Below are 22,955 nucleotides of genomic sequence, written 5' to 3' on the forward strand. Positions count from 1 at the left end.
TGCGCAAAGAGCCGCTCCGTTGGTCAACCAGGCACCAGTGGTCATGGACTGCAAACTGGACAAGATTTTCTACGGCAACTTCATGGCGGTCCGCGACAGCCATGTACCGATCGAAAAGAACAAGATCACCGGTTTCATCGGCCCGTCCGGCTGCGGCAAGAGTACCGTGCTGCGTAGCCTCAACCGCATGAACGACCTGGTGAAGGGGTTCCGTTTCGAAGGCCACGTGCACTTCCTCGGCCAGGATGTCTATGGCAAGGGTGTGGACCCGGTGGTGGTGCGCCGCTACATCGGCATGGTGTTCCAGCAACCGAACCCGTTCTCGATGAGCATCTTCGACAACGTCGCATTCGGCCTCCGCCTGAACCGTTACAAGGGCGACCTGGGCGACCGCGTCAAGCATGCCCTGCAAGGTGCAGCGCTGTGGGACGAAGTGAAGGACAAGCTCAAGGTCAGCGGCCTGTCGCTGTCCGGCGGGCAGCAGCAGCGCCTGTGCATCGCCCGTGCCATTGCCACAGAGCCGGAAGTGCTGCTGCTTGACGAACCCTGCTCGGCACTCGACCCGATCGCGACCCGGCGCGTCGAAGAGCTGATGGTGGAGCTCAAGAAGGACTACACCATCGCCTTGGTGACCCACAACATGCAGCAGGCGATCCGTGTTGCCGACACCACCGCGTTCTTCTCGGTGGACATCTCGCAAGGCTCGCGCACCGGCTACCTGGTCGAGATGGGTCCAACCACCCAGATCTTCCAGAACCCGCGCGAACAACTGACCAGTGACTACATCAGCGGCAAGTTCAGCTGATCGTTCACTCGACCGAAGCGGTTGGATGTCGCAGGCCAGGATGGCCGCTGCGACAGTCCGACCGCTTTTACTTTTTTAGTGTTTCCAGAGATTACTTATGCGTGCGACGCGTCGTCTTGACCTGTCAGCGGTAGAACGTGCACTGCGGGATGTGCAGCGGCGTTTCACCGAGCTCAGCAAGCACTTTACCGAACCGCGTGACCCGTTCACCGATGAGGTGCTGCAAAATGTGCTTGAAGGCTATGCCCTGATTGACGACTATGTCGCGCGGGGTATCGACCTGTTCGACTTGCAGCAGTTGAACCTGATGCTGGAGATCAACGCCACGGTGCTGTGTGGTAGCGATCCTGAACGTCGAGTGGAGTTCGCCCAGCACCTGATCGCCACCGAAGAACACTTCTTCAACAACGTCGAAGGCGGCATCAAGGACCTGTACAACTGGTATTGCTCGTATGGCAGCGATTCGGTGTGGAAACGCGCAGCAGGCGTGTATGTTCGCATCCTGAGCAAGCCGCAGCTGTTCATTGAAGGCAACAACCGCACGGGGTCGCTCATCGTCAGTTATCTGCTGATGCGCGCAGGGCTACCGCCGTTCGTGCTGACGCTGGACAACGCCGAGGGCTATTTCAACCCGTCCTCGGTCATACGCAACTCTGCCAAGCATGGTGTAAAGGCCTTGTACGAATTGCCCAAGATCAAGAAAAAGTATGCGGCGTTCCTGGAAGCGCAGTCGCCCGATCCGGAAAAATTCTTCCTGGGCGAGGCCGCAACGCCTGCCTGCCGGGAGGTTCGCTGATGGGTCGCTACCCGATGCTCAAGCAATGGCGCGCCGGCAGCCGCCAGGCCTGGCAGGGCGTTACCCGGGCCTTCAGGCGCCCGCGGGTACGTATCTCGTTCGACATCGACGACACGCTGGCTTGCCTGCCGCACCACAGCCCCGAAGAGCACAGCAAGCTGCCGGGCTTCGTTCACCGTTGGCTGGGCGAGCCGCTGCGCATCGGCACCCGCGCGTTGATTCGCGATCTGCGTCGCCAGGGCTATAGCGTCTGGATCTATACCTCGTCCGGCCGCACACCTTCCTACATCCGTCGGTGGCTGTTGCTCTACGGCATCCGCGTCGATGGCGTTGTCAACAGCGACCGGCACCAGCATGTGCTGAACGTCAACGGTCTTGAAAACCCTCCCTCGAAATTCCCGCCGGCATTCGATATCGACCTGCATGTCGATGATTCCGAAGGCGTGCGCATCGAAGGCGACGACCATGGTTTTCGCGTTGTCGTAGTCTGCCCCAAGGATAAGCACTGGGCGCAGAAGGTCATGGACGCTGCCGTCGATGTCCAGGCAAAGCTGGCCTGGCAGCAGCCGCTCAGGCACCAGGTGCCAGTCCAGTCATCCTCCGAGGCACTGTTGTCCTGACAGTGCGCCAGCGTCTGGCCGGCGATCCCGACCCGCTCACCCCAACGGGTGATTCCCCGACGCACAAGCCCATGGCACCATCCGACCAGCGGAATTCCAGGGGTTACAGACGTGCAAATCGATCAGCTCTCATCAGTCCCATGGTTCGAGGCGATGGCGAAAGTCACCGCCGCCATCGGCGCCCAGGGTTTCGCCACGGCGCTGTTCGACGCGCTGGCCTTGGTCGGCCCGGTCAAGGCCAGCACGGTCTACCTCTACCCGCGCGAGGGCTTGCCATCGGCCTGGTCGGAATGCGATGGGCCTGGCCCATGGCGGCCGGAAGGCAACGTACGGCGATACCTGTCCGGTTTCTACCTGCTCGATCCGTTCTACGACCAGTGCATGGAAAGGTCCGACTCAGGCTGCTATACGCTGGCCGATGTTGCACCTGATCACTTCAAGCTCAGCGAGTACTACCTGGCGTTCTACCGGCACTCGCACCTGGAGGACGAGATCAACTACCTCCTGCAGCTGGACGAGAGCCTGAGCCTGGCGGTGTCGTTGGCCTTCACCGACGAGCTCGACGAGGCGGCAAAGTCACGTTTCAAGTGCATCAGCCCGTGGGTGCTGGCGGTGCTGACCAAGCATTTCGAGGGGTACCAGGGCCGTGGCGGGCGCGAGGAGAAGGTCTGGGAGCAGCGTGTACATGCAGCCTTGAGCAATTTCGGTTCGTCCTTGCTGACCGAGCGCGAGTGCCGGATTGCCCAGCTCATCCTGCGCGGGCATTCGACGAAGTCGCTGGCCGAGCGTCTCAAGGTTTCCGAAGACACCATCAAGTCCCACCGCAAGCATGTCTACGCCAAGCTCGACATTGGTACGCAGTCCGAGCTGTTTTCCCTGTTCATCGATGCGCTGGCCAATGCCCATGGGGTGCTGGAGCGTGATCCGCTGGAAAGCTACATGAGCAAGCCGCGCTGACGCGAAAACGCCGACGAGTCATCGTCGGCGTTGTCATTCAAGGTCAGCCTGACGCTGGTCAATCGGCCATCTGCAACTCAGGCAGCTTCACCCGGAACGCGCGAGTAAGGCCGATCAGCAACACCAGGCCCAGCGCCATCCAGCACAGGCCGATGGTGAAGGACATGCTCGACAGGCTGGTCCACAGCCACAGCGTGCTGAGAAAACCCAACCCCGGGATCAGGCCGTAACGCATGCAGTTTGCCGTACCGCGCAGTTTCTGGTCGGCCAGGTAGTGCTTGACCACCGCCAGGTTGACCGCCGAGAAGGCGAACAGCGCGCCGAAGCTGATCATGTTGGCGACGGTGTCCAGGCTGATGAACAGCGCACTCAGCGAGACCAGGCCAACCACCAGGATTGCGAAGGCCGGGACGCGTTTTTTCGTCACCAGTTGGCCGAAGGCACGGGGCAGGGCGCCGTCACGGCCCATGGCGAACAGCACCCGCGACACACTGGCCTGGGAGGCCATTGCCGAGGCGAAGCAGCCTGCCACATAGGTGGCGGTAAAGGCGCTGGCCAGCAGGCGCCCGCCTGCGCTGTTCATCACCTCTACCGGGGCGGAGTCCGGGTTGGCGAAGCTGCTCCAGTCCGGGTGCACCAGTTGCGCGAAGTAGGACACCACCAGAAACAGCAGGCCGCCGATCAGCGACACCGCCATGATTGCCCGCGGGATGCGCCGGGTCGGGTCGCTGGTTTCCTCGGCCATGGTCGAGACTGCGTCGAAGCCCACGAACGACAGGCACAGCACGGCAGCGCCGGCCATGATCGCCGAGGCGCTGAAACCTTCATGGTAGAAGGGCGCGGTCAGCGATATCGGCTGCACTTGGGTAGACAGGCTGTTGATGGACAAGGCCACGAACACCACGATGAATACCAGTTGCGCGACCACCAGAATGCCGTTGACCCGGGTCACCGACTCGATGCCGATCAGGTTGAGGAAGGTCACCGCGCCGATGGCGCCCAGTACCCACACCCAGGCGTGGACCGTCGGGAAGTATTCCGACATGTAGATGCCGATCAGCAGGTAGCTGAGCAGTGGCAGGAAAATGTAGTCGAGCAGCAGCGTCCACCCCGCCATGAACCCTGCGTGGGCGCCGAAGGCTTTGCGCGTGTAGGTATAGACCGAGCCCGAGTAGGGATGCGCCTGGACCATGCGGCCGTAGCTGTAGGCGGTGAAGAGCATGGCGCCCAGGGTCAGCAGGTAGGCGGTTGGCAGGTGGCCCTTGGTGATCTGGGCAACCAGTCCGTAGGCGGAGAACACTGCCAGCGGCACCATGTAGGCGAGGCCGAAGAGCACCAGGGCGGTCATGCCCATGGATTTGCGAAAGCGGGTACTGGCAGCGCTCGAATGTGCCGTGGAATGCGCAGCGGTTGTGGTTGTTGTATGCATGGCTGACTCCGGGTGCAGGACGCCGCAGTATGCGAGCGAGCTCGATACTGTCGAGGGAGAGGGCGATTGGGCTGAAGGCGGACCTTCGTTCAGGCGCTGTGGCTATCTCGAGGGCGGGAGCGGGTGCGACGTGAGGTGATGAAGCGTGCGTTCATGGCGTTGTTCTCTTTATTGACCTGGCACGAAAGGTAAGGCCGTATCTGGGGGCCTTGGCGCATGCTCCCATAGCCGATTCGCCTTCGAAATCACCCGTTGGGGTGAGCCGGTGACGGGGCTGGAGACCTCACCCCAACGGGTGATTTCACACGGTTGCTGGCTGCTGCAAGCTTCAGTGGCGTCTCCATACCAACAAGGAAAACCGCCCATGAACGCGCCTTTCGTACCCCAACGCCAGACCCGTGACTACCAGGCCGCCGATGCTGCACACCATATCCATGCCTTCCTCGACCAGAAGGTGCTCAACGCCGAAGGCCCCCGGGTAATCGTCGGCGGTGAGCGGCTGCATCTGTGGGACAGCGACGGCAAGCGCTACCTGGACGGTATGTCGGGCCTGTGGTGCACCCAGCTCGGCTACGGGCGCAAGGACCTGACCGCGGCCGCGGCGGCGCAGATGGACCAGCTGGCCTACTACAACATGTTCTTCCACACCACTCACCCGGCGGTGATCGAGTTGTCCGAGCTGCTGTTCAGCTTGCTGCCGGGGCACTACAGCCACGCGATCTACACCAACTCCGGCTCCGAGGCCAACGAGGTGCTGATCCGTACCGTGCGCCGCTACTGGCAGGTGCTTGGCCGGCCGAACAAGAAGGTCATGATCGGCCGTTGGAACGGCTACCACGGCTCGACCCTGGCGGCCACGGCGCTGGGCGGAATGAAGTTCATGCACGAGATGGGCGGGCTGATTCCGGATGTGGCGCACATCGATGAGCCCTACTGGTATGCCGCCGGTGGCGAGCTGAGTCCGGCCGAGTTCGGTCGCCGCTGCGCCTTGCAGCTGGAAGAAAAAATCCTTGAGCTTGGGGCCGAGAACGTCGCCGGCTTCATCGCCGAGCCGTTCCAGGGCGCCGGCGGCATGATCTTCCCGCCAGAAAGCTACTGGCCGGAAATCCAGCGCATCTGCCGCCAGTACGATGTGCTGCTGTGCGCCGACGAGGTGATTGGCGGGTTCGGTCGTACCGGCGAATGGTTCGCCCATGAATACTTCGGTTTCGAGCCCGACACCCTGTCGATCGCCAAGGGCCTCACCTCGGGCTACGTGCCGATGGGCGGGCTGGTGCTGAGCAAGCGCATCGCCGAAGCACTGGTCGAGCGCGGCGGCGTATTCGCTCACGGCCTGACCTATTCCGGGCACCCGGTGGCCGCTGCGGTGGCGATTGCCAACCTCAAGGCCCTGCGTGACGAAGGCATCGTCCGCCAGGTGAAAGACGACACCGGGCCCTACCTGCAGCGCATCGTGCGCGAGGTGTTCGCCAATCATCCCCTGATTGGCCAGGTACAGGGCGCCGGGCTGGTGGCGGCACTGCAGTTCGCCGAGGACAAGGCCAGCCGCAAGCGCTACGCCAACGAGAACGAGCTGGCCTGGCAGTGCCGGACCTTCGGCTTCGAAGAGGGTGTGATCATTCGTTCGACCTTGGGGCGGATGATCATGGCGCCTGCGCTGGTGGCCAACCACAGCGAGCTGGACGAGCTGGTGGAGAAGACCCGCAAAGCGGTCGACCGCACCGCGCAGGCCCTGGGCAAGCTCTGAAGCGGCTGCGCTACCTTTCCTACCCACGGTTCCTGGAGCACAACGTGCACGATTCAACCTACTGGCGGCATCGAGCCGCCAACCTGACTTTTCGCGATCAAGCCATGATCGGCGGCCGCTTCGTGGCCGCCACAGGTGGCGCAACGTTCGATGCGATCAACCCTGCCACCAACCAGCTGCTGGCGCGGGTCGCCGCCTGTTCCGATGAGGACGTAGACCGTGCCGTGGCCAGTGCTCGGCAGGCGTTCGAGCAAGGCCCGTGGGCCCGGATGGCGCCGACCCAGCGCAAGCGTGTGATGCTGCGCCTGGCCGAGTTGATGCTGGTTCACCGCGAGGAACTGGCGCTGCTCGAGTCGCTGAACATGGGCAAGCCGGTGCTCGACGCCTACAACATCGATGTGCCGGGCGCCGCCCATGTCTTCGCCTGGTATGGCGAGTCGCTCGACAAACTCTACGACCAGGTTGCGCCCACTGCGGCCGATGCCGTGGTCACCATCACCCGTGAACCGATCGGTGTGGTCGCAGCCGTGGTGCCGTGGAACTTCCCGCTGGACATGGCGGCCTGGAAACTGGCCCCGGCCTTGGCAGCGGGCAACAGCGTCGTGCTCAAGCCCGCCGAACAGTCGCCGCTTTCGGCGCTGCGCCTGGCCGAGCTTGCACTGGAGGCGGGCATTCCCGAAGGGGTGTTGAACGTCGTGCCGGGGCTGGGCGAGATCGCCGGCAAGGCACTGGGCCTGCACCCCGACGTCGATTGCCTGGTATTCACCGGCTCCACCCAGGTGGGCAAGTACTTCATGCAGTACTCGGCGCAGTCGAACCTGAAACAGGTGTGGTTGGAGTGCGGTGGAAAAAGCCCGAACCTGGTGTTCGATGACTGCAAGGACCTGGACCTGGCCGCAGAGAAAGCCGCATTCGGCATCTTCTTCAACCAGGGTGAGGTCTGCTCGGCCAACTCGCGACTTTACGTGCAGCGCTCGATCCATGACGCGTTCATCGAGCGTCTGATCGCCAAGGCGCGCGAGTGGCAACCCGGTGATCCGCTCGATCCGGCCAGCCGCGCCGGCGCTATCGTCGATGCGCAGCAGACTTCGCAGATCATGGCCGCAATCGGCCGTGCACACGAGGAGGGGGCGTCTCTGGTGGCCGGTGGGCGTCAACTCAGCCACAACGGCTCCAGCAACTTCATCGAACCGACGATTTTCACCCATGTCGACCCGCAGTCGTCGCTTTCGCGTGACGAGGTCTTCGGCCCGGTACTCGCAGTGACGGCCTTCGACACTGAAGAGGAGGCTATCCGCCTGGCTAACGACAGCCTCTATGGGTTGGCCGCGTCGGTCTGGAGCGACGACCTGAACCGCGTGCATCGGGTTGCCAGGCAGCTCAGGGCCGGCAGCGTTTCGGTCAACACCGTCGATGCGCTCGATGTGGTCGCCCCGTTCGGCGGCTACAAGCAGTCGGGCTTTGGGCGTGACCTGTCACTGCATGCGTTCGACAAGTACACCCAGTTGAAGACCACCTGGATCCAGCTGCGCTGATCTCGGGCGCAGCGTTCAATGCCGTGGCGGCCTGGCACAGTTCAGTGCCGCCACGGCGACCGCCAGCGCCGCCCCGGCGTAAGCCCAGATCGCTGGCACCTGCGGCAGCAGCACACCGGCCAGCATCGGCCCGAGCCCGGCACCGATGTCGCGCCACACGGCATTGCTGGCCAGCGCCTGAATGCGCGCGTGCGGATTGCGCAGCGCGACGAGGGTCATCACCAGCGGCAACTGCAAGGCGCGCAGCACCAACACGAAGAAGGCGCCGATGAACAGCCAATGGCTGGCGAATACCAGCAGCGCCAGTGAAGTGGCCAGCGACAGCACCACCAACATGCGCAGTGCGCCGAAGCGGTCTGCCAGGCGTCCGCCAAAGGGGCTGAAGAGCATCTCGCTCAGATAGCGCACCGCCATCAATACACCGGCCACCAGTACCCCCGACTCGCCCATATGGCCTTGCGCATACAGCGAGAGGCCGAATATGAACAGGCCGTCCAGCGTCACCCCTTCAATGAAGGACCAGGTGGCGATGCTGTCCGGCAGGCGCAGACGCCGACCGCTGCGCGCGGCAATGTCATGGCCGCCGCAAGGCAAGGCGCGGGCACGCCACAGGCCGCACAGGGCACTGATGCACAGTACGTAGAACACAGCGCGCGGGCCGTAGACCTGGGCCATCAGCGCCCCCAGCGGCAAGGCCAGCATGGGGCCGATGGCCAGGGTTGCCCGCGAGCGCCCGGCGCGGCGGGCTGCACCTTGTGCTTCGGCAGTGGCGAGCGTCTGGGTACTGAGGTTGAAGGTCGCAAAGCACAGCCCCCAGACCAGGCGCAGCACCAGCAGTGCGGCGAATCCGCCAAGGGTGGCGTTACCCAGTGCACACACCGCTGCGGCAAAGGCCGCCAGGCTGCACGCCGCACGATCGCCATGGCGTGCATAGAACCGCACCACCCAGCCATAGCCGATGATCCGTACCAGGCGATTGGCCGCCAGCAATACACCCGCCTCGACCAGGGTCACGCCGAAGTCCGAAGCGTACATGGGCAGTAGCAGATAGAGCAGTACGTCACTGGGCAGGCACAGGCCGAGTACCTGGGCGGCGTTGCGCGAATCTCGGTCGGCGCGCAGGGTTTGCGCCGGTACGGCAGCGGACGACATGACAGTCTCGTGGCAAAGGGCGGGGGTACGCAGCATAACCTCAAGGGTCATGCCGGTAACACCCGTGTCATGGCGTCGGGGAGGTTGGCCGCCGTCCAGACCTCGCATTTAGCAAGCGCTCAGAACGATCATGAATAAAATTGCAGATCATCTCGAAAAAAATGAGTTTGTCTCAAGGTGCGATGATCCTGACAATCCCCCCATCGAATTTCCCCCCAGGGTAGGCAGCCGTTCGCTGCCCCGGTGAGGTGATGCAGGCCATCACCGCCCAACAGGATGTCAGAGACCGATGAACAACGAATTTACCTTTGCCATCAAACGCACGCGTTTCGATGAAGACTATTGCCCCGCGGAAAACACGCGTACCACGACAAACTTTGCCAACCTGGCCCGTGGGCGCAATCGCCAGGAAAACCTGCACAACACCTTGAGCATGATCGACAACCGGTTCAATGCCTTGGCGCACTGGGACAATCCCGAGGGCGACCGCTACAGGCTTGAACTTGAAATCATTTCGGTCGAGATGACCATGGAGGACCCGCAGGCCGATCACAGCCTTCCGCTGATCGAGTTGCTGAAAACGACGATCGTCGACCAGAAAACCAAGGCGCGTATCGAGGGCATTGTTGGCAACAACTTCTCGTCCTACGTGCGCGATTATGATTTCAGCGTGCTGTTGCTGGGGCATAACAAAGGCCAGCCCGACTTCAGTATTCCCGAGCACTTCGGCGATTTGCACGGCAAGTTGTTCAAGGCGTTCGTGAACTCCAGTGCTTATAAAGCGCATTTTGCCAAGGCACCGGTGATCTGCCTGAGCGTGTCGAGCAGCAGGACCTATCGCCGCACGGACAACCAGCACCCGGTATTGGGCGTCGAGTACCAGCAGGACGCCTATTCCTTGACCGATGAATACTTCAAGAAAATGGGCCTGACGGTCCGCTACTTCATGCCGCCTGACAGCGTCGCGCCGTTGGCTTTCTACTTTGCCGGCGACCTGCTGGAGGACTACAGCCCGCTCGAGCTGATCAGCACCATCAGCACGATGGACACCTTCCAGAAGATCTATCGTCCGGAGATCTACAACGCGAACTCGTCGGCAGGCAAAGCCTACCGGCCAAGCCTCGAACATCAGGATTACTCACTGACGCGCATCGTCTACGACCGTGAAGAGCGCAGTCGGCTGGCGATCGAGCAGGGCAAGTTCGCCGAGGAACACTTCATCAAGCCGTACCAGGCGGTGCTTGAACAGTGGTCGTCCCAGTGCGCGCTCTGATTGAACAAAATGCATAAGGTTTATCTGTCATGAAAAAGCTGTTACCCACTTCAACCGCAGGCAGCTTGCCCAAGCCTTCGTGGCTGGCCCAGCCTGAAACCCTTTGGTCCCCCTGGAAGTTGCAGGACGCGGAGTTGATCGAGGGCAAGCAAGATGCCTTGCGTTTGTCGCTGCAAGAGCAGCAGCAGGCCGGTATCGATATCGTCAGCGATGGCGAGCAAACCCGTCAGCACTTTGTCACGACCTTTATCGAGCACCTGAGCGGTGTGGATTTTGAGAAGCGGGAAACGGTCAGGATTCGTGATCGCTACGACGCGAGCGTGCCGACGGTCGTGGGTGCCGTGGCTCGGCAGAAGCCTGTGTTTGTCGAGGACGCCAAGTTCCTGCGCCAGCAAACCCAGCAGCCGATCAAGTGGGCGCTGCCGGGGCCCATGACGATGATCGACACGCTGTATGACAGCCACTACAAAAGCCGCGAAAAACTGGCATGGGAATTCGCCAGGATTCTCAACCAGGAAGCCCGGGAGCTGGAAGCTGCAGGCGTCGATATCATTCAGTTCGACGAGCCGGCATTCAATGTGTTCTTCGATGAGGTGAACGACTGGGGCGTGGCCACCCTGGAGAGGGCCATCGAAGGGCTGAAATGTGAAACCGCGGTGCACATTTGCTACGGCTACGGCATCAAGGCCAACACCGATTGGAAAAAGACCTTGGGTTCGGAGTGGCGGCAATACGAGGAAGCGTTCCCCAAGTTGCAGAAATCCAGCATTGATATCGTTTCGCTGGAATGCCACAACTCGCGTGTGCCCATGGACCTGATCGAGCTGATTCGCGGCAAGAAAGTAATGGTCGGGGCCATCGATGTGGCCACCTCCCCCATCGAAACGCCTGAGGAAGTCGCCGACACCCTGCGCAAAGCCCTGCAGTTCGTAGATGCCGACAAACTCTACCCCTGCACCAACTGCGGCATGGCGCCTTTGCCACGTCACGTTGCCAGTGGGAAGTTGAGGGCACTGACGGCGGGTGCAGACATCGTTCGGCGAGAACTGTTGAACGCATGATGAATTCGGGAGGCCGAAGGCGGGCGCTTTCAGGCCTCCCCTGACCGTTGCGAACGGCCCCTTATCCAGGATCTACGCATGTCACTTCCCTGTACGGCTGTCGAGCCATCGCGCTTTCGCCACGCGCTCGGGCACTACGCCTCCGGCATCACGGTGATCACCTCTCGGCTCGATGACGAGCCGGTTGGGTTCACTTGCCAATCGTTCTATAGCGTGTCGATGAGCCCGCCGCTGGTGTCATTCAGCGTCATGTCCAATTCGGCCAGCTACCCCAAGATCCGCCAGGCTGGCCGCTTTGCGGTAAATATCCTGGCGTGTGGGCAGCATGACCTCTCCAACCAGTTCGCTCGACGGGGCACGGACAAGTGGCACGGCGTGCAATGGCAGGTTTCACCCTTGGGGAACCCGATCATCCGCGACAGCCTGCACTGGCTGGACTGCGAAATTCACGCCGAGCATCCTGCGGGCGATCACCTGATCGTGATCGGTGAAGTGAAAGCGGTGAGCCTGCAGGAGGCAGCCGCAGCAACGCCTTTGCTGTATTTCAAGGGGCAGTATTGCAATCTCGCCGCACAGGGCGCGTTTTGAGCCCGCGCGGCGAAAGGGTGGCTGGCATCCGTAGCACCGCTCATCCGTTGCGCCGCAATTAAAACGAATCCTTCTGGGTGTATCGAACTCGCTTATGTAGGCCCTCATAAAAAAGCGAGAACCCCCATGAAAACCAATCTACTGGCCACAGCGCTGCTAACTGCCTGCTTTACCTTGCTCGGTGGCTGTTTCGACCGTGATAACGACCACCCGGCCAAGGACGCCGATCCAAGCAAACCTTCGCTGCAGATGCAGCAGCCCGATACACCCACGACCAATCCGTCCCCCGAGACCAAACCGCAAAATCAATGAGCGAGGTAGCGGGCATGGTGGAGCTGACAAAGGGTAGGGCGGCAACCAGCAAGGCGACCGATGACCTTGAACATCGCTATCGGGCACTGCTCGAGGGCAGTGACCCCAAAACCGAGGCCTGGCTGAGCGAGCAACTGAGCCATGTCCGCACCTTGGCGGACGACTTGCCGGATGATCCTCGGCACCTGCCGGACTGGGCCGCTGCCCATGCGCAGCGGGTCGCCAGTGAACACGCGGCCTATCTTGAACAACGGCGTCAAGGGGCCCCACGCCGGTACTTCCAGAACCGGGCGCAGGCCTTGTGGTTTCTGCAGCAGGTCGCCCCGACCAAGGCGGTCGATGGCGCATGGCTGCACGGCACCCTGTGGCACTGGCGCGACCCACGGTTCCATGGATTGATTCGCACCTTCCTCGAAGAGCTGGGTGATGGCGACCTGCGCCGCAACCACGTGCTGATCTACCAGCGCCTGCTCAGCCGTCTTGGCTGCCTGCAGAGCGCACCGCTGGCCGCTGAACGTTACCTGCAGGGCACGCTGCAACTGGCCCTGGGGCAGCACTGCGAGCGCTTCCTGCCGGAAGTGATCGGTTACAACCTGGGGTATGAGCAGCCCCCGCTACACCTGCTGATCACCACCCATGAGTTGGCCGAGCTGGGCATCGACGCTCATTACTTCCAGTTGCATGTGACCATCGACAATGCTGCGAGCGGTCATGCGCGGCGCGCCCTGGAGTGCTTCGCCGAACTTGGCCAGGACCAGGGGCCGGCGTTCTACGAGCGTGTCCGGCATGGCTATCGGCTCAATGACCTGGGTATCGACACACCGTCGCTGATCGCTTCGTTCGACCTGCAGGCCGAGTTGCTCGGCGCGTTGGAACGCAAGCGTGTGTACGGGCAGTGCATGCATTCGGACAGATGCCGCCTGCAAGGGCGCACCATCAATCAGTGGCTCGCCGAACCCGGCGCGATGCCTGGTTTCCTGGATGCACTGCAAGCCCAGGGTTGGATCAAGCGCGACAGCGATCCCAGGGAAAGCCGCTTCTGGGCGCTGATCGACGGTCCGGTGGCAGCCATGTTCGGTGTGTTCGATGCCTATGAAAAGCAGCTCTGGCACGACTGGATCGCCGGCACCTGGCAGGGTGCTGCGATGCGTCGGGTGCCGCCGGGGCAGTGGGAGCAGGCGTTGCAACTGGAGGAAGAGGCGCCCGGCGAAGCGCAGGCGGCGGACATGGCTGTGCTGATCGAAGCGATGGCCGGCAATCGACATTCCACGCCCCAGGGCCTGCGCGCCACCCGCGCATTCATCCAGGCTACCGGGTTGATGAGCGGAGGGCCGAACTGATGCTGCTCGACCAAGACCAGAGGCATGCCGACGAGGCATTGCTCCAGCTGGGACGTCGGCTGCGCGCCGACGGCTATCGTTTCACCTGCGTGACCCCGGCGACCCAGGCCAGGGTCAATGCGCGTAGCGAAGCGCACCAGGCTCGAACCCTGCGCGATGTGTTTGGCTGGAGTCGACCGTTCGAAGCGTCTCTGCTCAGCGCCGACGAACTGGAACAACTGCGTATCGCTGGCGTGCTGGAGCCACAGGGTGCGCTGTGGCGCAGCAGGGTGCGCTGGTCGAACCTGGACGACCTGCTGCTGGTGCACTCCGCCTGGCCGACCGACAGCCGCGACGCGGTGTTCTTCGGCCCGGACAGCTACCGGTTCGCCCAGGTGATCCAGGATCATCTGCAGCACAGCCCCCAGCGTGTGCAGCATGCCGTCGACATCGGTTGCGGCAGTGGCGTCGGCGCGTTGCTGATCGCCCGAGCCGCGCAGCATGCGCAGGTCACTGCGGTGGACATCAACCCTGTGGCCTTGCGTCATACCGCTGTCAATGCCGCGCTGGCCGGTTTGGCCAATGTCTCGGTAGAGCTCAGCGATTTGCTCGACGGCATCGCCGGAACGTTCGACCTGATCGTCGCCAATCCACCCTACATGCTCGACGTCGGCGAGCGCGCCTACCGCCACGGGGGTGGCGCGCTGGGCGCCGAACTGTCGCTACGGATTGTCGAGCAGGCCCGTGAGCGGCTGTCGGTCGGCGGCACGTTGCTGCTGTACACCGGTGTCGCCATCGTCGAGGGGCGCGACGCGCTGCTCGAAGCCGTTCGCCTGCGCCTGGCCGGGCCTGCGTTCGGCTGGTCCTACCGGGAACTGGACCCCGACGTATTCGGCGAGCAGTTGCTCGAGCCAGGATACGAGCAGGTCGAACGCATCGCTGCCGTGGCCCTGACCGTCACCCGCCGAGGCTGATGCCCATGGCGCGGCCTTGCACGTTCGGCATCGAGGAGGAATACCTGTTGGTGGATCTGGCCACGGGGCGGGTCATGGCCGCGCCGCCCACGGCCGTGGCCCGCTGTTGCCGCGATGCGCTGGGGCCATGGTTCGCCGAGGAGATGTTTCGCAGCCAGGTGGAGATCGCCTCGCCGGTGTTCGATACGCTGCACCAGGCCCGTGATTTTTTCACCGAGCAGCGCCAGCGCCTGAGTCAGGCATTGGCGGGCGAGGGCGTCGGCTTCTACGGCGCGGGGAGCCACCCCAGTGCCCAATGGCTGCGCCAGCTCCCGCGGGAAACCCCCCACTACCGCCAGCTGTTCGACGATTATCGGCTGGTGGCCCGGCGTAGCCTGTTGAACGGCCTGCACGTGCACGTCGGCGTGCCGCAGGGCGTCGATCGCATGCAGGTGATCAACCGGGTGCTGTACTGGTTACCCCTGCTGCTGACACTCAGCACCTCCTCCGCGTACTGGGGCGGACAGGACACCGGCTACATGAGCTACCGACGCGTGTTGTGCGGGGAGTGGCCGCACATGGGGCTGCCCGAACCGCTACCGGACTGGCGCGCCTACGAGCGTTACCGGGCGCTGCTGCAACGCACTGGCAGCCTGGCCGAGGATGGTGACTTCTGGTGGGCGATCAGGCCCTCGCGGCGGTTTCCGACAGTCGAACTGCGCATCTGCGATGGCTGCCCCCGGCTGGACGATGCCTTGGCCATCGCCGCGCTGTTTCGCCATCTCGTCGAGCATGCAGTGCAGCGCAACGACGCTATCGCCAGTCGTGAAATGCGCTGGATCACCCACGAAAACTATTGGCGCGCCCTGCGTGAGGGCCGTCGGGGCACGTTCATCGGCGTTCACGACCAACAGGCGGTGAACGCCGAAGGCTGGCTGACGCAACTGCAGATGCAATGTCCGCCCGACACCGCCGACGCTGACCGCGCCTTCATGCACGCCCGGCGCATCCTGCGCGACGGGACCAGTGCCGACCACCAGCGTGACACCTATGCGCTGGCCCGCGAGCAGGGCCTGAATGACCGACAGGCGATGCGCAACGTGGTGAAACAGGTGATGGAGCACCAGTTGTCGGTGCCCGGGATGGGTTGAGTAAACCATCCGCAGATCGTTTGCCTCGAACGCAGTGTGATTCGCGATCAGGCAACCCAGCCAAACCAGAAGGAGTCCAACCCATGCCCAGCAAGCCCCAGGATCAATTCACCCTGCAAAATCCCCTGACCCAATACCCCCATCCGCCTTTTCCGGCCCAGGGCCAAGCCGCCCCGGGCCTGGATGCGCACATGCAGCCCAAGCCCGACCACGGTGAAACCACTTACAAAGGTTTCGGGCGCCTGGCCGGACGTCGCGCCCTGATCACTGGCGCCGACTCGGGTATCGGACGCGCCGTGGCCATCGCCTTCGCCCGCGAGGGTGCCGACATTGCGCTCAACTACCTGCCCACGGAGGAGCGAGATGCCCGTGAAGTGGTCCAGCTGATCGAGCGCGAAGGCCGCAAGGCCGTGGCGCTTCCCGGTGATCTCAAGGACCCGCGCTTCTGTAGCCAGTTGGTGGACCAGGCCCACGAACAGCTCGGCGGCCTGGATATCCTGGTCAACGTTGCCGGCAAGCAGGAGGCGCGCAAGGACATCGGCCAGATCACCCATGAGCAGTTCGATCACACCCTCAAGACCAACGTCTACGCCTTGTTCTGGCTGTGCCAGGCAGCAGTGCCGCTGATGCCGGCCGGAGCGACCATCATCAACACCGCCTCGATCCAGTCGTACCAGCCCTCGGCGACGCTGCTGGACTACGCCACCACCAAGGCGGCCATCGTGGCCTTCACCAAGGCGCTGGCCAAGCAGGTGATCGAGCGCGGCATCCGCGTCAACGCGGTGGCCCCAGGCCCGATCTGGACCGTGCTGCAGCCCAGTGGCGGCCAACCACCGGAAAAGATCCCCGACTTCGGTGGGCATACCCCGATGAAACGCCCGGGCCAGCCCGCCGAGTGCGCCCCGTTGTACGTACTGCTTGCTAGCCAGGAGTCGAGCTATATCACCGGTGAGGTGTTCGGCGTCACCGGCGGCGATCCACTGCCATAGGGCAACGTCGAGTAAACCTTGGCCGCGCCGCGCAGTCAGTCATTGTAAGAGGCCCTTCATGCGGGCCAGGGAGGTGGCTGATGAAACTCGTCTGCCTGCTGCGTGGCTGCCAGTGGCGCAGCCTTTTGATCCGTGAAATCGCCGGGCTTGACTGCCAGTGCTGCGAACGCTGCGGCGCGCTGCGCTACAGCCAGCCCGGCCAACCATTCGATGCGTAGGAACCGACCATGGCCCGGGCAATCTGGAAAGGCGCGATCAGCTTCGGCCTCGTGCATATCCCTGTCTCTCTCAATACCGCCGTGCGCACCGAGCGCGTGGATTTCGACTGGCTCGACAAGCGCAGCATGGAGCCGGTGGGCTACAAGCGGGTAAACAAGGTGACTGGCAAGGAGATCGACAAGGAACACATCGTCAAAGGTGTGGAGTACGAGAAGGGCCGCTATGTGGTGATCAGCGAAGAGGAGATTCGCAAGGCGCGGCCCGAGGCGACCCAGACCATCGATATTTTTTCCTTCGTCGACGCCGGTGAGATCCCGCTGCAACAGTTCGACACGCCCTACTACCTGAGCCCCGACCGTCGTGGCGGCAAGGTCTATGCCTTGTTGCGCGAGACCTTGCACAGCACCGGCAAGGTGGCCTTGGCCACCGTGGTGCTGCACACCCGCCAGCACCTGGCGCTGTTGCGCCCGCTGGAGGATGCGCTGGTGCTGATTACCCTGCGCTGGCCCGAGGAAGTCCGTGGCCTGGAGTCGCTGGAGCTGGACAAGAGCGTGACCGACACCAAGATCGACAAGCGCGAACTGGACATGGCCAAGAAACTGGTGGAGGACATGAGTGGGCCATGGAAGCCAGACGAGTACCACGACGCGTTCCGCCAGACCATCCTCGACCTGGTTGAAGAGAAGGCCAGCAAAGGCAAGATCGCGACGGTGGACAAAGGTGAGGGGACAACGGCGGAGAAGGGCGCCGACATCATCGACCTCACCGAGCTGCTCAAGCGCAGTCTTGGCGGCAAGACCAAGGCGAAGAAGCCGGCGAGCAAGCGACCGCGCAAAGCGTCCTAGTTGTGTGTTGCGAACGCTACCGCACCAGTCCCTCCAGAGCGCTCAGGTAATCGCCGAAGCCTTGGCGAGCCCGGCTGTCCCGCCGACTGCTGGTGGCCACGCTGTGCGCTGCGGTCCAGACGATCTGCGCGCCGTTGGCCTCCAAGGCCAGCACCAGTTGCACATCTTCATCGGCTGGCAATGGTTGGAATCCGCCGGCGCGCTCATAGGCCTTGGCACACACGCCCAGGTTGGCGCCATGGATGTGCCGGTGCCCGTCCCGAGCCTGGTAACGGCTGCGGTATAGCTGGCGCAGCGCGGCGTTCTGCCAAGGCTGCCAGCGCTCGATGTGCACGGTGCCGCAGACTGCGTCGGCGTGCCATTGCAACTGCGACACCAGCCAGTGCTCGGGCACGCGACTGTCGGCGTCGGTAAAGGCCAGCCACTGCGCACCGCGCTCGATCATCCACTCGGCGCCCACGCGCCGGGCAATGCCGACGTTGCCGGCCTGCAGTTCCAGGATGTGCACGCCATGACGGCGGGCGATGCGTGCGCTGGCGTCGATGCAGCGATCGAGCACCACCAGCACCTCGACCACCAGGCCCGCCGCCTCGGCCCGTGCCACCGCCCGCTTGACGGCGCGCAGGCAGTGTCCGAGGCGGCGGGCTTCGTTGTGAGCGGGAATGATGACGGCGATCATAGGCAGGTCTCGTCCAGGTCCACGACGCTGGGTTGGCACGACCAGTATTCGAGCAGGAAATCCGCCTCCTCGTGGCGTAACAGCGGGTACAGCGGCAGATGCCGGGCAAGCAGGGCGTGGACCTCACGGCCATCCTGGGGGCAACCGGCGATGGGATGGCGCCAGTGGCACACCAGCAGGCCGCCGTCGTAGGTCAGGCTGGCCACCGATTGTTCGATCACCTGCAGCCAGTCGGTGGGATCGAGGTAGTAGCCGATTTCGCTGAGCACGATCAAGTCGAACTGTCCGCCGGGCCAGTCGCCCGGCAGGTGCCCCTGTTCGACGCGGGCGTGGCTTACGCCCGCCAGTCGCTGGCGGGCCAGCGCCACGGCGGTGGCGTCGATGTCCTGGCACAGCAGGTCGGCGCAGCGCTCGGCCAGCAGCACACTGAGCTCGCCGTTGGCACACGCCGGCTCGAACACGCGTTCGTAGCACTGGCGAGGCAGGCTGGCCAGGGTGAGGTCGCGTTTGCGCCGTTCGTACCAGCGGGTACGAAAGGCCCATGGGTCATCGTTGCCGGCATACAGGTCGGCGAAATACTGCGCATCGAGGCTCATGGTGACTCCATTGAGGGGCAAGACCGGTTCCAAGGGATGCAGCCGGTGGTCGGCTGAGGCAGGTGCGGGTTCAAAGTTGCCATGCCCCTGCCGGCATGCCGGTCAGTTGCTGGCCCAATTCGGCGAGGTCGCGCTCCGCGTGACTTTGACGCAGGTATATCGGCAGGTCGGCGCTGAGCCGGGCGAAATGGCTGCTGCGGCAGAACGGCGTGGCGCCCAGCGCTCGGCCGACATGCCGAATGACCTGCTCGACCGCGTGCTCGACATGAGCGCGGGTGCGGCGCACCTGGAAACTGGCATCGTCCTGAGGGTGCCGGTCGATCCAGGCGGCGCATTCGCGCAGGGCGGCGCGGGCCCCGAGCAAGGCGGCATCCACCGCGCCCAGGTGGGCGTCGGCGTGCGGGTCGGGCCGAGGTTTAGCGCAGTGTTCGCGCAGGTAATCCGCGAGGGCTTCGGCCGCGCCATACCAGCAGGCGGCGATGCCAGCGCCGCCTTGCCAGAATCCCGGGCGGGACAGGTATTGGCCGGGCGCGCCGATCGCCAGGCCCGGCGAATCATCGAATGCGAGGGTGACACTGGCGGTGGTGGCCATGCCCACCGCCTGCCAGTGCTCGGCCTGAATGCGCTGGCTGGGATGGGACAGCTCGATGGCCACCAACTGTGGCTGCTCGCCTTCCCAGGCGGTCACCAGCGCGCGATCGATCTGCAACGCCCCCGAACACCAGGCTTTGCAGCCTTGCAGCCGGACTTGATCGCCGTCGCGGGCGACGATGCGGGTGCGGGCATCCGGTGGCTCGGCGGCCCACACGCCCCAGATCCCGTTGCCGGCGTGGTGCTCGGCGGCGCATTCGCTGAGGATTGCCAAAGCGTCCGTGTGGCCCTCGTAGAGCTTGGCCAGGGTCAGGTCGCAACCGGCGACCCGCGCCAGGGTCCTCCAGCGCTCCAGGGTGCGACCCTGGCCAGGCCGTGGCAGTCGGTCGAGATGATCGGCCTGCAGCAGGTGCAGCAGCTCTGGCAACTGGGTGTCGAGGTCGATGGCCAGCGCTCGCGCGCTGAAAGGGCGCAACAGGTGGTCGAGGCGCTCCAGGTCGAAGTCATGGGCGATGCTCATGGGCTTGGCGCTCCTTGGGTGTTCTTCTTCCAGCCACGCAGGTTCATGATGCACAGGCAGAACTGCAGGACGATCAGTGCCCAGGCTTGTACCTGCCAGCCCCAGACCACCCACAGCGCATTGCTGGCGATGAAGCAGCAGAAGCCGATGCGTCTGCGTCGTGGACGGCGCGAGCCGATGCACCATGCCGCCGCGATGGTCAGCAGCATGGCGGGCCATTGCAGCAGATCCAGCATTCGCTCCATCAATCGATCCCCAGTTGCTTGCGCATGCGCGCGGTGATCGATTGGCGGGTGCTGGCCATCTCGGACCAAGGATCCTCGACCTGCGCAAGGCGCTCGTGCAGGTTGCCGATATTCCATTGATCGGCACCTTTGAGCTGGCTCAGCTCTTCGCGCCAGATCGGCACCGAAACCGGCAGGCCTTCACGAGCGCGCAGCGAATAGGCCGCCACGGTGGTCGCGCCCTTGCCGTTGCGCAGGTAGTCGATGAAGATCCGCCCGACGCGGTTCTTCGGGCCGGAAACCGCGCTGAGGCGATCAGGGAACAGCCCGGCCATGTGCTCGACCAAGGCATGGCTGAAGTCCTTCACCTCGTCCCAGCCAGCACGCCGGGTCAGCGGCACGACCAGGTGCATCCCCTTGCCGCCACTGGTCTTGAGAAAGACCTTCAGGCCCAGTTCATCGAGCAGGGTCAGGGTCAGTTGGGTGGCCTCGAGCATGGCTTTCCAGGGCAGCGCGGGATCAGGGTCCAGGTCGAGCACGAAGCGGTCGGGCTTGTCGAAGTCCTTGTTGGTGGCGTTCCAGGTGTGCAGTTCGAGGGTATTCATCTGTACCGCGCCTAACAGGCTGTCGGCGCGGTTGAGTACCATGGCCGCCTGGCCGGCCTGGGCCTTGCTGTAGCTGAGCACCTTGGGAATATGCAGCTGGCCGGCATTCTTCTGGAAGAACAGCTCGCCAGCCAGGCCATCCGGTGCCCGGACCAGGGCGACGGGCCGATCCTTGAGCTGTGGCAGCAGCCAGTCGGCGACCTGCGCGTAGTACTCGGCGACCTGGCGCTTGGTTGCACCGATGGTTGCGTCGACCACGCGGTCCGGGTGGGTCAGGCGCAGGGTGTCCAGGCCTTCGGGTTGTGGCTGTGCTGCGCGCTTGGCGGGCATCGCTTTCTCCAGATCGATGGCGGTGGCGGGCTTGTCGTCGCGCAGGCCGTGGAACACCGCGTGGCGCACGATGCCTTCGCGGGTCATCTGGGCATAGGCCACTTCTGCCAGCAGGTGCGGCTTGAGCCAGTGCACCCCGCGGGCTTCGGCGCCGGTGGGGGGGCTGGGCAACGGCGCTTTGGCGACCCGCAGCGGCTTCAGGCGGGCGAGGATGCTGTCCAGGGTGGCGGCGCTGAAGCCGGTGCCGACTTTGCCGGCGTAGCGCAGCTGACCGCTATCGTGGTCATGCAGGGCCAGCAGCAGGGCGCCGAAACCCTGGCGGCTGCCTTTGGGGTCGGTGTAGCCGACGATCACGAATTCCTGGCGCTGCTTGCACTTGAGCTTGATCCAGTCGCTGCTGCGTCGCCCCACGTAGGGGCTGTCGGCGCGCTTGCCGATCAGGCCCTCCAGCTCCAGCCGGCAGGCGCTGTCGAGCAGCGAGTCGACCGGCTCCTCGAAGTCTGCGGAGTACCTGAGCATCGGTGATGCATTATCTTCCAGCAGCCGGGCCAAGGTGTCCCGACGCGCCTTCAGCGGTAGTTCGCGCAGGTCTTCGCGCCCCAGCCAGGGCAGGTCGAACAGGTAATAGGTGATGCGTTCGTCGTGCTCGGTGTCGAAGGCATTCTGCAACGCCTGGAAATCGGCGACACCGTTGTCATCGACCACCACCATTTCGCCATCCAGCCACGCGGCGTCGAGCCCAAGCGCCTTGAGCGCCTCGACCTGACGGGGCATTTTCGCACTCCAGTCGTGGCCATTGCGGGTGAACAGGCGTACGTCGTCACCGTCGATGCGCGCCATGATGCGGTAGCCATCGAACTTGACTTCATAGCGCCAGTCGCCGCTGGGCGGGGAGTCGACCAAGGTGGCCAGTTGCGGCTGGAGCTTGTCGGGCAGGGCTTTGGCGCGGGCCTTGTGCTTGCGCGGGGTAGCGGAGGTTGTCTTGGCCGGACGCCTTGGCGGCAGGCTGCGCTCGCTGAGGACACTGTCCGGCAGGGCTTCGACGATGCTGTAGTCGACCTCGCTGCGCGCCTGCCCGTCATTTGACTTGACCAGCATCCATTGTTCCTTCTTGCCGGCCAGTTGGGTGCGGAACAGGTTCCAGACCCCCGACAGCTTCTCGCCCTGCAGGCGAAAGCGCAGCTTGCCTTTGGCATAGGCTTGATGCGGATCGCCTTCGGGCTCCCAGATACCCCGGTCCCAGACGATCACATCGCCAGCGCCGTAGTGACCCTCCGGGATGTGCCCTTCGAAGTTGGCATAGTCCAGCGGGTGGTCCTCGACATGCACCGCCAGGCGCCGGACCTTCGGGTCAAGTGAGGGTCCCTTGGGGATCGCCCAGCTTTTCAAGGTGCCGTCGAGTTCCAGGCGAAAGTCGTAGTGCAAGTGGCTGGCGTCGTGTTTCTGAATGCAGTACTGCAGCGCGTGGCCCGACCGTGTTCTGGCGTGTTTGCCCACCGGTTCGGATGTGGCGTTGAAGTCGCGCTTGCGATGGTACTCCTGCAGGGGCTTGGCCATGGCGGGCTCCGGGAGGGTTCGCGGGTCTCAAGATTGGGAGGCGGCGAGGCGGCGCGGAGTTCAAAAAAAGCGCGGGGTAGGGCGCGGCAAGAAACTCTGAAT

Annotated in this window: 23 protein-coding genes; 16 read left to right on the forward strand and 7 right to left on the reverse strand. The window is 63.7% G+C overall.

What is annotated here, in order from left to right; translation table 11 throughout:
- Window positions 1-43 precede the first annotated feature (43 nt).
- From pstB to ACMGGG_RS09370, 4 genes are all read left to right on the forward strand, one after another.
- Window positions 44-805 (forward strand): phosphate ABC transporter ATP-binding protein PstB, encoded by a 762-nt coding sequence (gene pstB / locus ACMGGG_RS09355; RefSeq protein ID WP_054894178.1) that lies wholly within the window; start codon window positions 44-46, stop codon window positions 803-805.
- A gap of 97 nt (window positions 806-902) precedes the next feature.
- Window positions 903-1,601, forward strand: a complete 699-nt coding sequence (locus tag ACMGGG_RS09360; RefSeq protein ID WP_153773923.1) for a hypothetical protein — start codon at window positions 903-905, stop codon at window positions 1,599-1,601.
- The gene (locus ACMGGG_RS09365; protein WP_063544570.1) at window positions 1,601-2,221 is read left to right on the forward strand and encodes a hypothetical protein; all 621 of its coding nucleotides are present in this window, start codon (window positions 1,601-1,603) and stop codon (window positions 2,219-2,221) included. The genes ACMGGG_RS09360 and ACMGGG_RS09365 overlap by 1 nt, the downstream gene beginning before the upstream one ends.
- 153 nt (window positions 2,222-2,374) lie before the next feature.
- Window positions 2,375-3,178, forward strand: coding sequence for a helix-turn-helix domain-containing protein (locus tag ACMGGG_RS09370; protein ID WP_112898045.1), 804 nt, complete (start codon window positions 2,375-2,377; stop codon window positions 3,176-3,178).
- Window positions 3,179-3,236: 58 nt separating this feature from the next.
- Here ACMGGG_RS09370 and ACMGGG_RS09375 read toward each other — a convergent pair whose 3' ends face one another.
- Window positions 3,237-4,607, reverse strand: coding sequence for an APC family permease (locus ACMGGG_RS09375; RefSeq protein ID WP_063544576.1), 1,371 nt, complete (start codon window positions 4,605-4,607; stop codon window positions 3,237-3,239).
- A gap of 364 nt (window positions 4,608-4,971) precedes the next feature.
- Between ACMGGG_RS09375 and ACMGGG_RS09380 the strand changes: the two genes are divergently transcribed.
- A complete protein-coding gene (locus ACMGGG_RS09380; RefSeq protein ID WP_414155337.1) occupies window positions 4,972-6,354 on the forward strand; it encodes an aspartate aminotransferase family protein in 1,383 nt (460 codons plus the stop codon).
- 104 nt (window positions 6,355-6,458) lie between these two features.
- Window positions 6,459-7,889: an aldehyde dehydrogenase gene (locus ACMGGG_RS09385; RefSeq protein ID WP_414155798.1), complete on the forward strand. Its 1,431-nt coding sequence runs from the start codon at window positions 6,459-6,461 to the stop codon at window positions 7,887-7,889.
- A gap of 15 nt (window positions 7,890-7,904) precedes the next feature.
- Here ACMGGG_RS09385 and ACMGGG_RS09390 read toward each other — a convergent pair whose 3' ends face one another.
- Window positions 7,905-9,041, reverse strand: coding sequence for an MFS transporter (locus tag ACMGGG_RS09390; RefSeq protein WP_063544582.1), 1,137 nt, complete (start codon window positions 9,039-9,041; stop codon window positions 7,905-7,907).
- 289 nt (window positions 9,042-9,330) lie between these two features.
- On the opposite strand from ACMGGG_RS09390, the gene ACMGGG_RS09395 reads away from it, so the two are divergent.
- From ACMGGG_RS09395 to ACMGGG_RS09440, 10 genes are all read left to right on the forward strand, one after another.
- Window positions 9,331-10,314, forward strand: coding sequence for a DUF1852 domain-containing protein (locus ACMGGG_RS09395; RefSeq protein ID WP_414155338.1), 984 nt, complete (start codon window positions 9,331-9,333; stop codon window positions 10,312-10,314).
- A gap of 29 nt (window positions 10,315-10,343) precedes the next feature.
- On the forward strand, window positions 10,344-11,375 hold the full coding sequence (locus ACMGGG_RS09400) for a methionine synthase (protein WP_414155339.1): 1,032 nt from the start codon (window positions 10,344-10,346) through the stop codon (window positions 11,373-11,375).
- A gap of 78 nt (window positions 11,376-11,453) precedes the next feature.
- Window positions 11,454-11,963 carry a flavin reductase family protein gene (locus ACMGGG_RS09405; protein WP_112898050.1) on the forward strand — a complete coding sequence of 170 codons (510 nt, stop codon included), beginning with the start codon at window positions 11,454-11,456 and terminating at the stop codon, window positions 11,961-11,963.
- A 126-nt stretch (window positions 11,964-12,089) separates the two neighbouring features.
- Window positions 12,090-12,275 (forward strand): hypothetical protein, encoded by a 186-nt coding sequence (locus ACMGGG_RS09410; protein ID WP_054894166.1) that lies wholly within the window; start codon window positions 12,090-12,092, stop codon window positions 12,273-12,275.
- A 14-nt stretch (window positions 12,276-12,289) separates the two neighbouring features.
- Window positions 12,290-13,615 carry an iron-containing redox enzyme family protein gene (locus tag ACMGGG_RS09415; RefSeq protein ID WP_414155799.1) on the forward strand — a complete coding sequence of 442 codons (1,326 nt, stop codon included), beginning with the start codon at window positions 12,290-12,292 and terminating at the stop codon, window positions 13,613-13,615.
- A complete protein-coding gene (locus ACMGGG_RS09420; protein WP_414155340.1) occupies window positions 13,615-14,568 on the forward strand; it encodes a methyltransferase in 954 nt (317 codons plus the stop codon). Before ACMGGG_RS09415 ends, ACMGGG_RS09420 begins: the two co-directional genes overlap by 1 nt.
- Before the next feature lie 5 nt (window positions 14,569-14,573).
- Complete coding sequence (locus tag ACMGGG_RS09425) at window positions 14,574-15,698, forward strand: carboxylate-amine ligase (protein WP_063544594.1); 1,125 nt, start codon at window positions 14,574-14,576, stop codon at window positions 15,696-15,698.
- Window positions 15,699-15,781: 83 nt separating this feature from the next.
- On the forward strand, window positions 15,782-16,687 hold the full coding sequence (locus ACMGGG_RS09430; protein ID WP_054894170.1) for an SDR family oxidoreductase: 906 nt from the start codon (window positions 15,782-15,784) through the stop codon (window positions 16,685-16,687).
- An 80-nt stretch (window positions 16,688-16,767) separates the two neighbouring features.
- Window positions 16,768-16,905 carry a PSPA7_2676 family Cys-rich small protein gene (locus ACMGGG_RS09435; protein ID WP_172964775.1) on the forward strand — a complete coding sequence of 46 codons (138 nt, stop codon included), beginning with the start codon at window positions 16,768-16,770 and terminating at the stop codon, window positions 16,903-16,905.
- Between the two features lie 9 nt (window positions 16,906-16,914).
- Complete coding sequence (locus tag ACMGGG_RS09440) at window positions 16,915-17,751, forward strand: Ku protein (RefSeq protein WP_063544596.1); 837 nt, start codon at window positions 16,915-16,917, stop codon at window positions 17,749-17,751.
- Between the two features lie 16 nt (window positions 17,752-17,767).
- Here the strand turns inward: ACMGGG_RS09440 and ACMGGG_RS09445 are convergent, their stop codons facing one another.
- The 5 genes from ACMGGG_RS09445 to ligD form a co-directional block, all read right to left on the reverse strand.
- The gene (locus tag ACMGGG_RS09445) at window positions 17,768-18,430 is read right to left on the reverse strand and encodes a glycosyltransferase (RefSeq protein ID WP_414155341.1); all 663 of its coding nucleotides are present in this window, start codon (window positions 18,428-18,430) and stop codon (window positions 17,768-17,770) included.
- A complete protein-coding gene (locus ACMGGG_RS09450) occupies window positions 18,427-19,026 on the reverse strand; it encodes a class I SAM-dependent methyltransferase (protein WP_151924494.1) in 600 nt (199 codons plus the stop codon). The genes ACMGGG_RS09445 and ACMGGG_RS09450 overlap by 4 nt, the downstream gene beginning before the upstream one ends.
- Before the next feature lie 70 nt (window positions 19,027-19,096).
- Window positions 19,097-20,137: an acyl-CoA dehydrogenase gene (locus ACMGGG_RS09455; protein WP_414155342.1), complete on the reverse strand. Its 1,041-nt coding sequence runs from the start codon at window positions 20,135-20,137 to the stop codon at window positions 19,097-19,099.
- Window positions 20,134-20,382, reverse strand: coding sequence for a hypothetical protein (locus ACMGGG_RS09460; RefSeq protein WP_112898056.1), 249 nt, complete (start codon window positions 20,380-20,382; stop codon window positions 20,134-20,136). Before ACMGGG_RS09460 ends, ACMGGG_RS09455 begins: the two co-directional genes overlap by 4 nt.
- Window positions 20,382-22,853: a DNA ligase D gene (ligD, locus tag ACMGGG_RS09465; RefSeq protein WP_414155343.1), complete on the reverse strand. Its 2,472-nt coding sequence runs from the start codon at window positions 22,851-22,853 to the stop codon at window positions 20,382-20,384. Before ligD ends, ACMGGG_RS09460 begins: the two co-directional genes overlap by 1 nt.
- Between the last annotated feature and the right edge of the window lie 102 nt (window positions 22,854-22,955).

Origin of the sequence: Pseudomonas sp. BNK-44-b (assembly GCF_047456245.1) — a bacterium.
In the GTDB taxonomy this organism is placed as follows: domain Bacteria; phylum Pseudomonadota; class Gammaproteobacteria; order Pseudomonadales; family Pseudomonadaceae; genus Aquipseudomonas; species Aquipseudomonas machongensis.

Bases quoted from the DNA above. Each gene is read 5' to 3' on its own strand.
- pstB (WP_054894178.1), top strand. From the start codon at position 44: ATGGACTGCAAACTGGACAAGATTTTCTACGGCAACTTCATGGCGGTC.
- ACMGGG_RS09360 (WP_153773923.1), top strand. From the start codon at position 903: ATGCGTGCGACGCGTCGTCTTGACCTGTCAGCGGTAGAACGTGCACTG.
- ACMGGG_RS09365 (WP_063544570.1), top strand. From the start codon at position 1,601: ATGGGTCGCTACCCGATGCTCAAGCAATGGCGCGCCGGCAGCCGCCAG.
- ACMGGG_RS09370 (WP_112898045.1), top strand. From the start codon at position 2,375: ATGGCGAAAGTCACCGCCGCCATCGGCGCCCAGGGTTTCGCCACGGCG.
- ACMGGG_RS09375 (WP_063544576.1), bottom strand. From the start codon at position 4,607: ATGCATACAACAACCACAACCGCTGCGCATTCCACGGCACATTCGAGC.
- ACMGGG_RS09380 (WP_414155337.1), top strand. From the start codon at position 4,972: ATGAACGCGCCTTTCGTACCCCAACGCCAGACCCGTGACTACCAGGCC.
- ACMGGG_RS09385 (WP_414155798.1), top strand. From the start codon at position 6,459: ATGATCGGCGGCCGCTTCGTGGCCGCCACAGGTGGCGCAACGTTCGAT.
- ACMGGG_RS09390 (WP_063544582.1), bottom strand. From the start codon at position 9,041: ATGTCGTCCGCTGCCGTACCGGCGCAAACCCTGCGCGCCGACCGAGAT.
- ACMGGG_RS09395 (WP_414155338.1), top strand. From the start codon at position 9,331: ATGAACAACGAATTTACCTTTGCCATCAAACGCACGCGTTTCGATGAA.
- ACMGGG_RS09400 (WP_414155339.1), top strand. From the start codon at position 10,344: ATGAAAAAGCTGTTACCCACTTCAACCGCAGGCAGCTTGCCCAAGCCT.
- ACMGGG_RS09405 (WP_112898050.1), top strand. From the start codon at position 11,454: ATGTCACTTCCCTGTACGGCTGTCGAGCCATCGCGCTTTCGCCACGCG.
- ACMGGG_RS09410 (WP_054894166.1), top strand. From the start codon at position 12,090: ATGAAAACCAATCTACTGGCCACAGCGCTGCTAACTGCCTGCTTTACC.
- ACMGGG_RS09415 (WP_414155799.1), top strand. From the start codon at position 12,290: ATGGTGGAGCTGACAAAGGGTAGGGCGGCAACCAGCAAGGCGACCGAT.
- ACMGGG_RS09420 (WP_414155340.1), top strand. From the start codon at position 13,615: ATGCTGCTCGACCAAGACCAGAGGCATGCCGACGAGGCATTGCTCCAG.
- ACMGGG_RS09425 (WP_063544594.1), top strand. From the start codon at position 14,574: ATGGCGCGGCCTTGCACGTTCGGCATCGAGGAGGAATACCTGTTGGTG.
- ACMGGG_RS09430 (WP_054894170.1), top strand. From the start codon at position 15,782: ATGCCCAGCAAGCCCCAGGATCAATTCACCCTGCAAAATCCCCTGACC.
- ACMGGG_RS09435 (WP_172964775.1), top strand. From the start codon at position 16,768: ATGAAACTCGTCTGCCTGCTGCGTGGCTGCCAGTGGCGCAGCCTTTTG.
- ACMGGG_RS09440 (WP_063544596.1), top strand. From the start codon at position 16,915: ATGGCCCGGGCAATCTGGAAAGGCGCGATCAGCTTCGGCCTCGTGCAT.
- ACMGGG_RS09445 (WP_414155341.1), bottom strand. From the start codon at position 18,430: ATGATCGCCGTCATCATTCCCGCTCACAACGAAGCCCGCCGCCTCGGA.
- ACMGGG_RS09450 (WP_151924494.1), bottom strand. From the start codon at position 19,026: ATGAGCCTCGATGCGCAGTATTTCGCCGACCTGTATGCCGGCAACGAT.
- ACMGGG_RS09455 (WP_414155342.1), bottom strand. From the start codon at position 20,137: ATGAGCATCGCCCATGACTTCGACCTGGAGCGCCTCGACCACCTGTTG.
- ACMGGG_RS09460 (WP_112898056.1), bottom strand. From the start codon at position 20,382: ATGGAGCGAATGCTGGATCTGCTGCAATGGCCCGCCATGCTGCTGACC.
- ligD (WP_414155343.1), bottom strand. From the start codon at position 22,853: ATGGCCAAGCCCCTGCAGGAGTACCATCGCAAGCGCGACTTCAACGCC.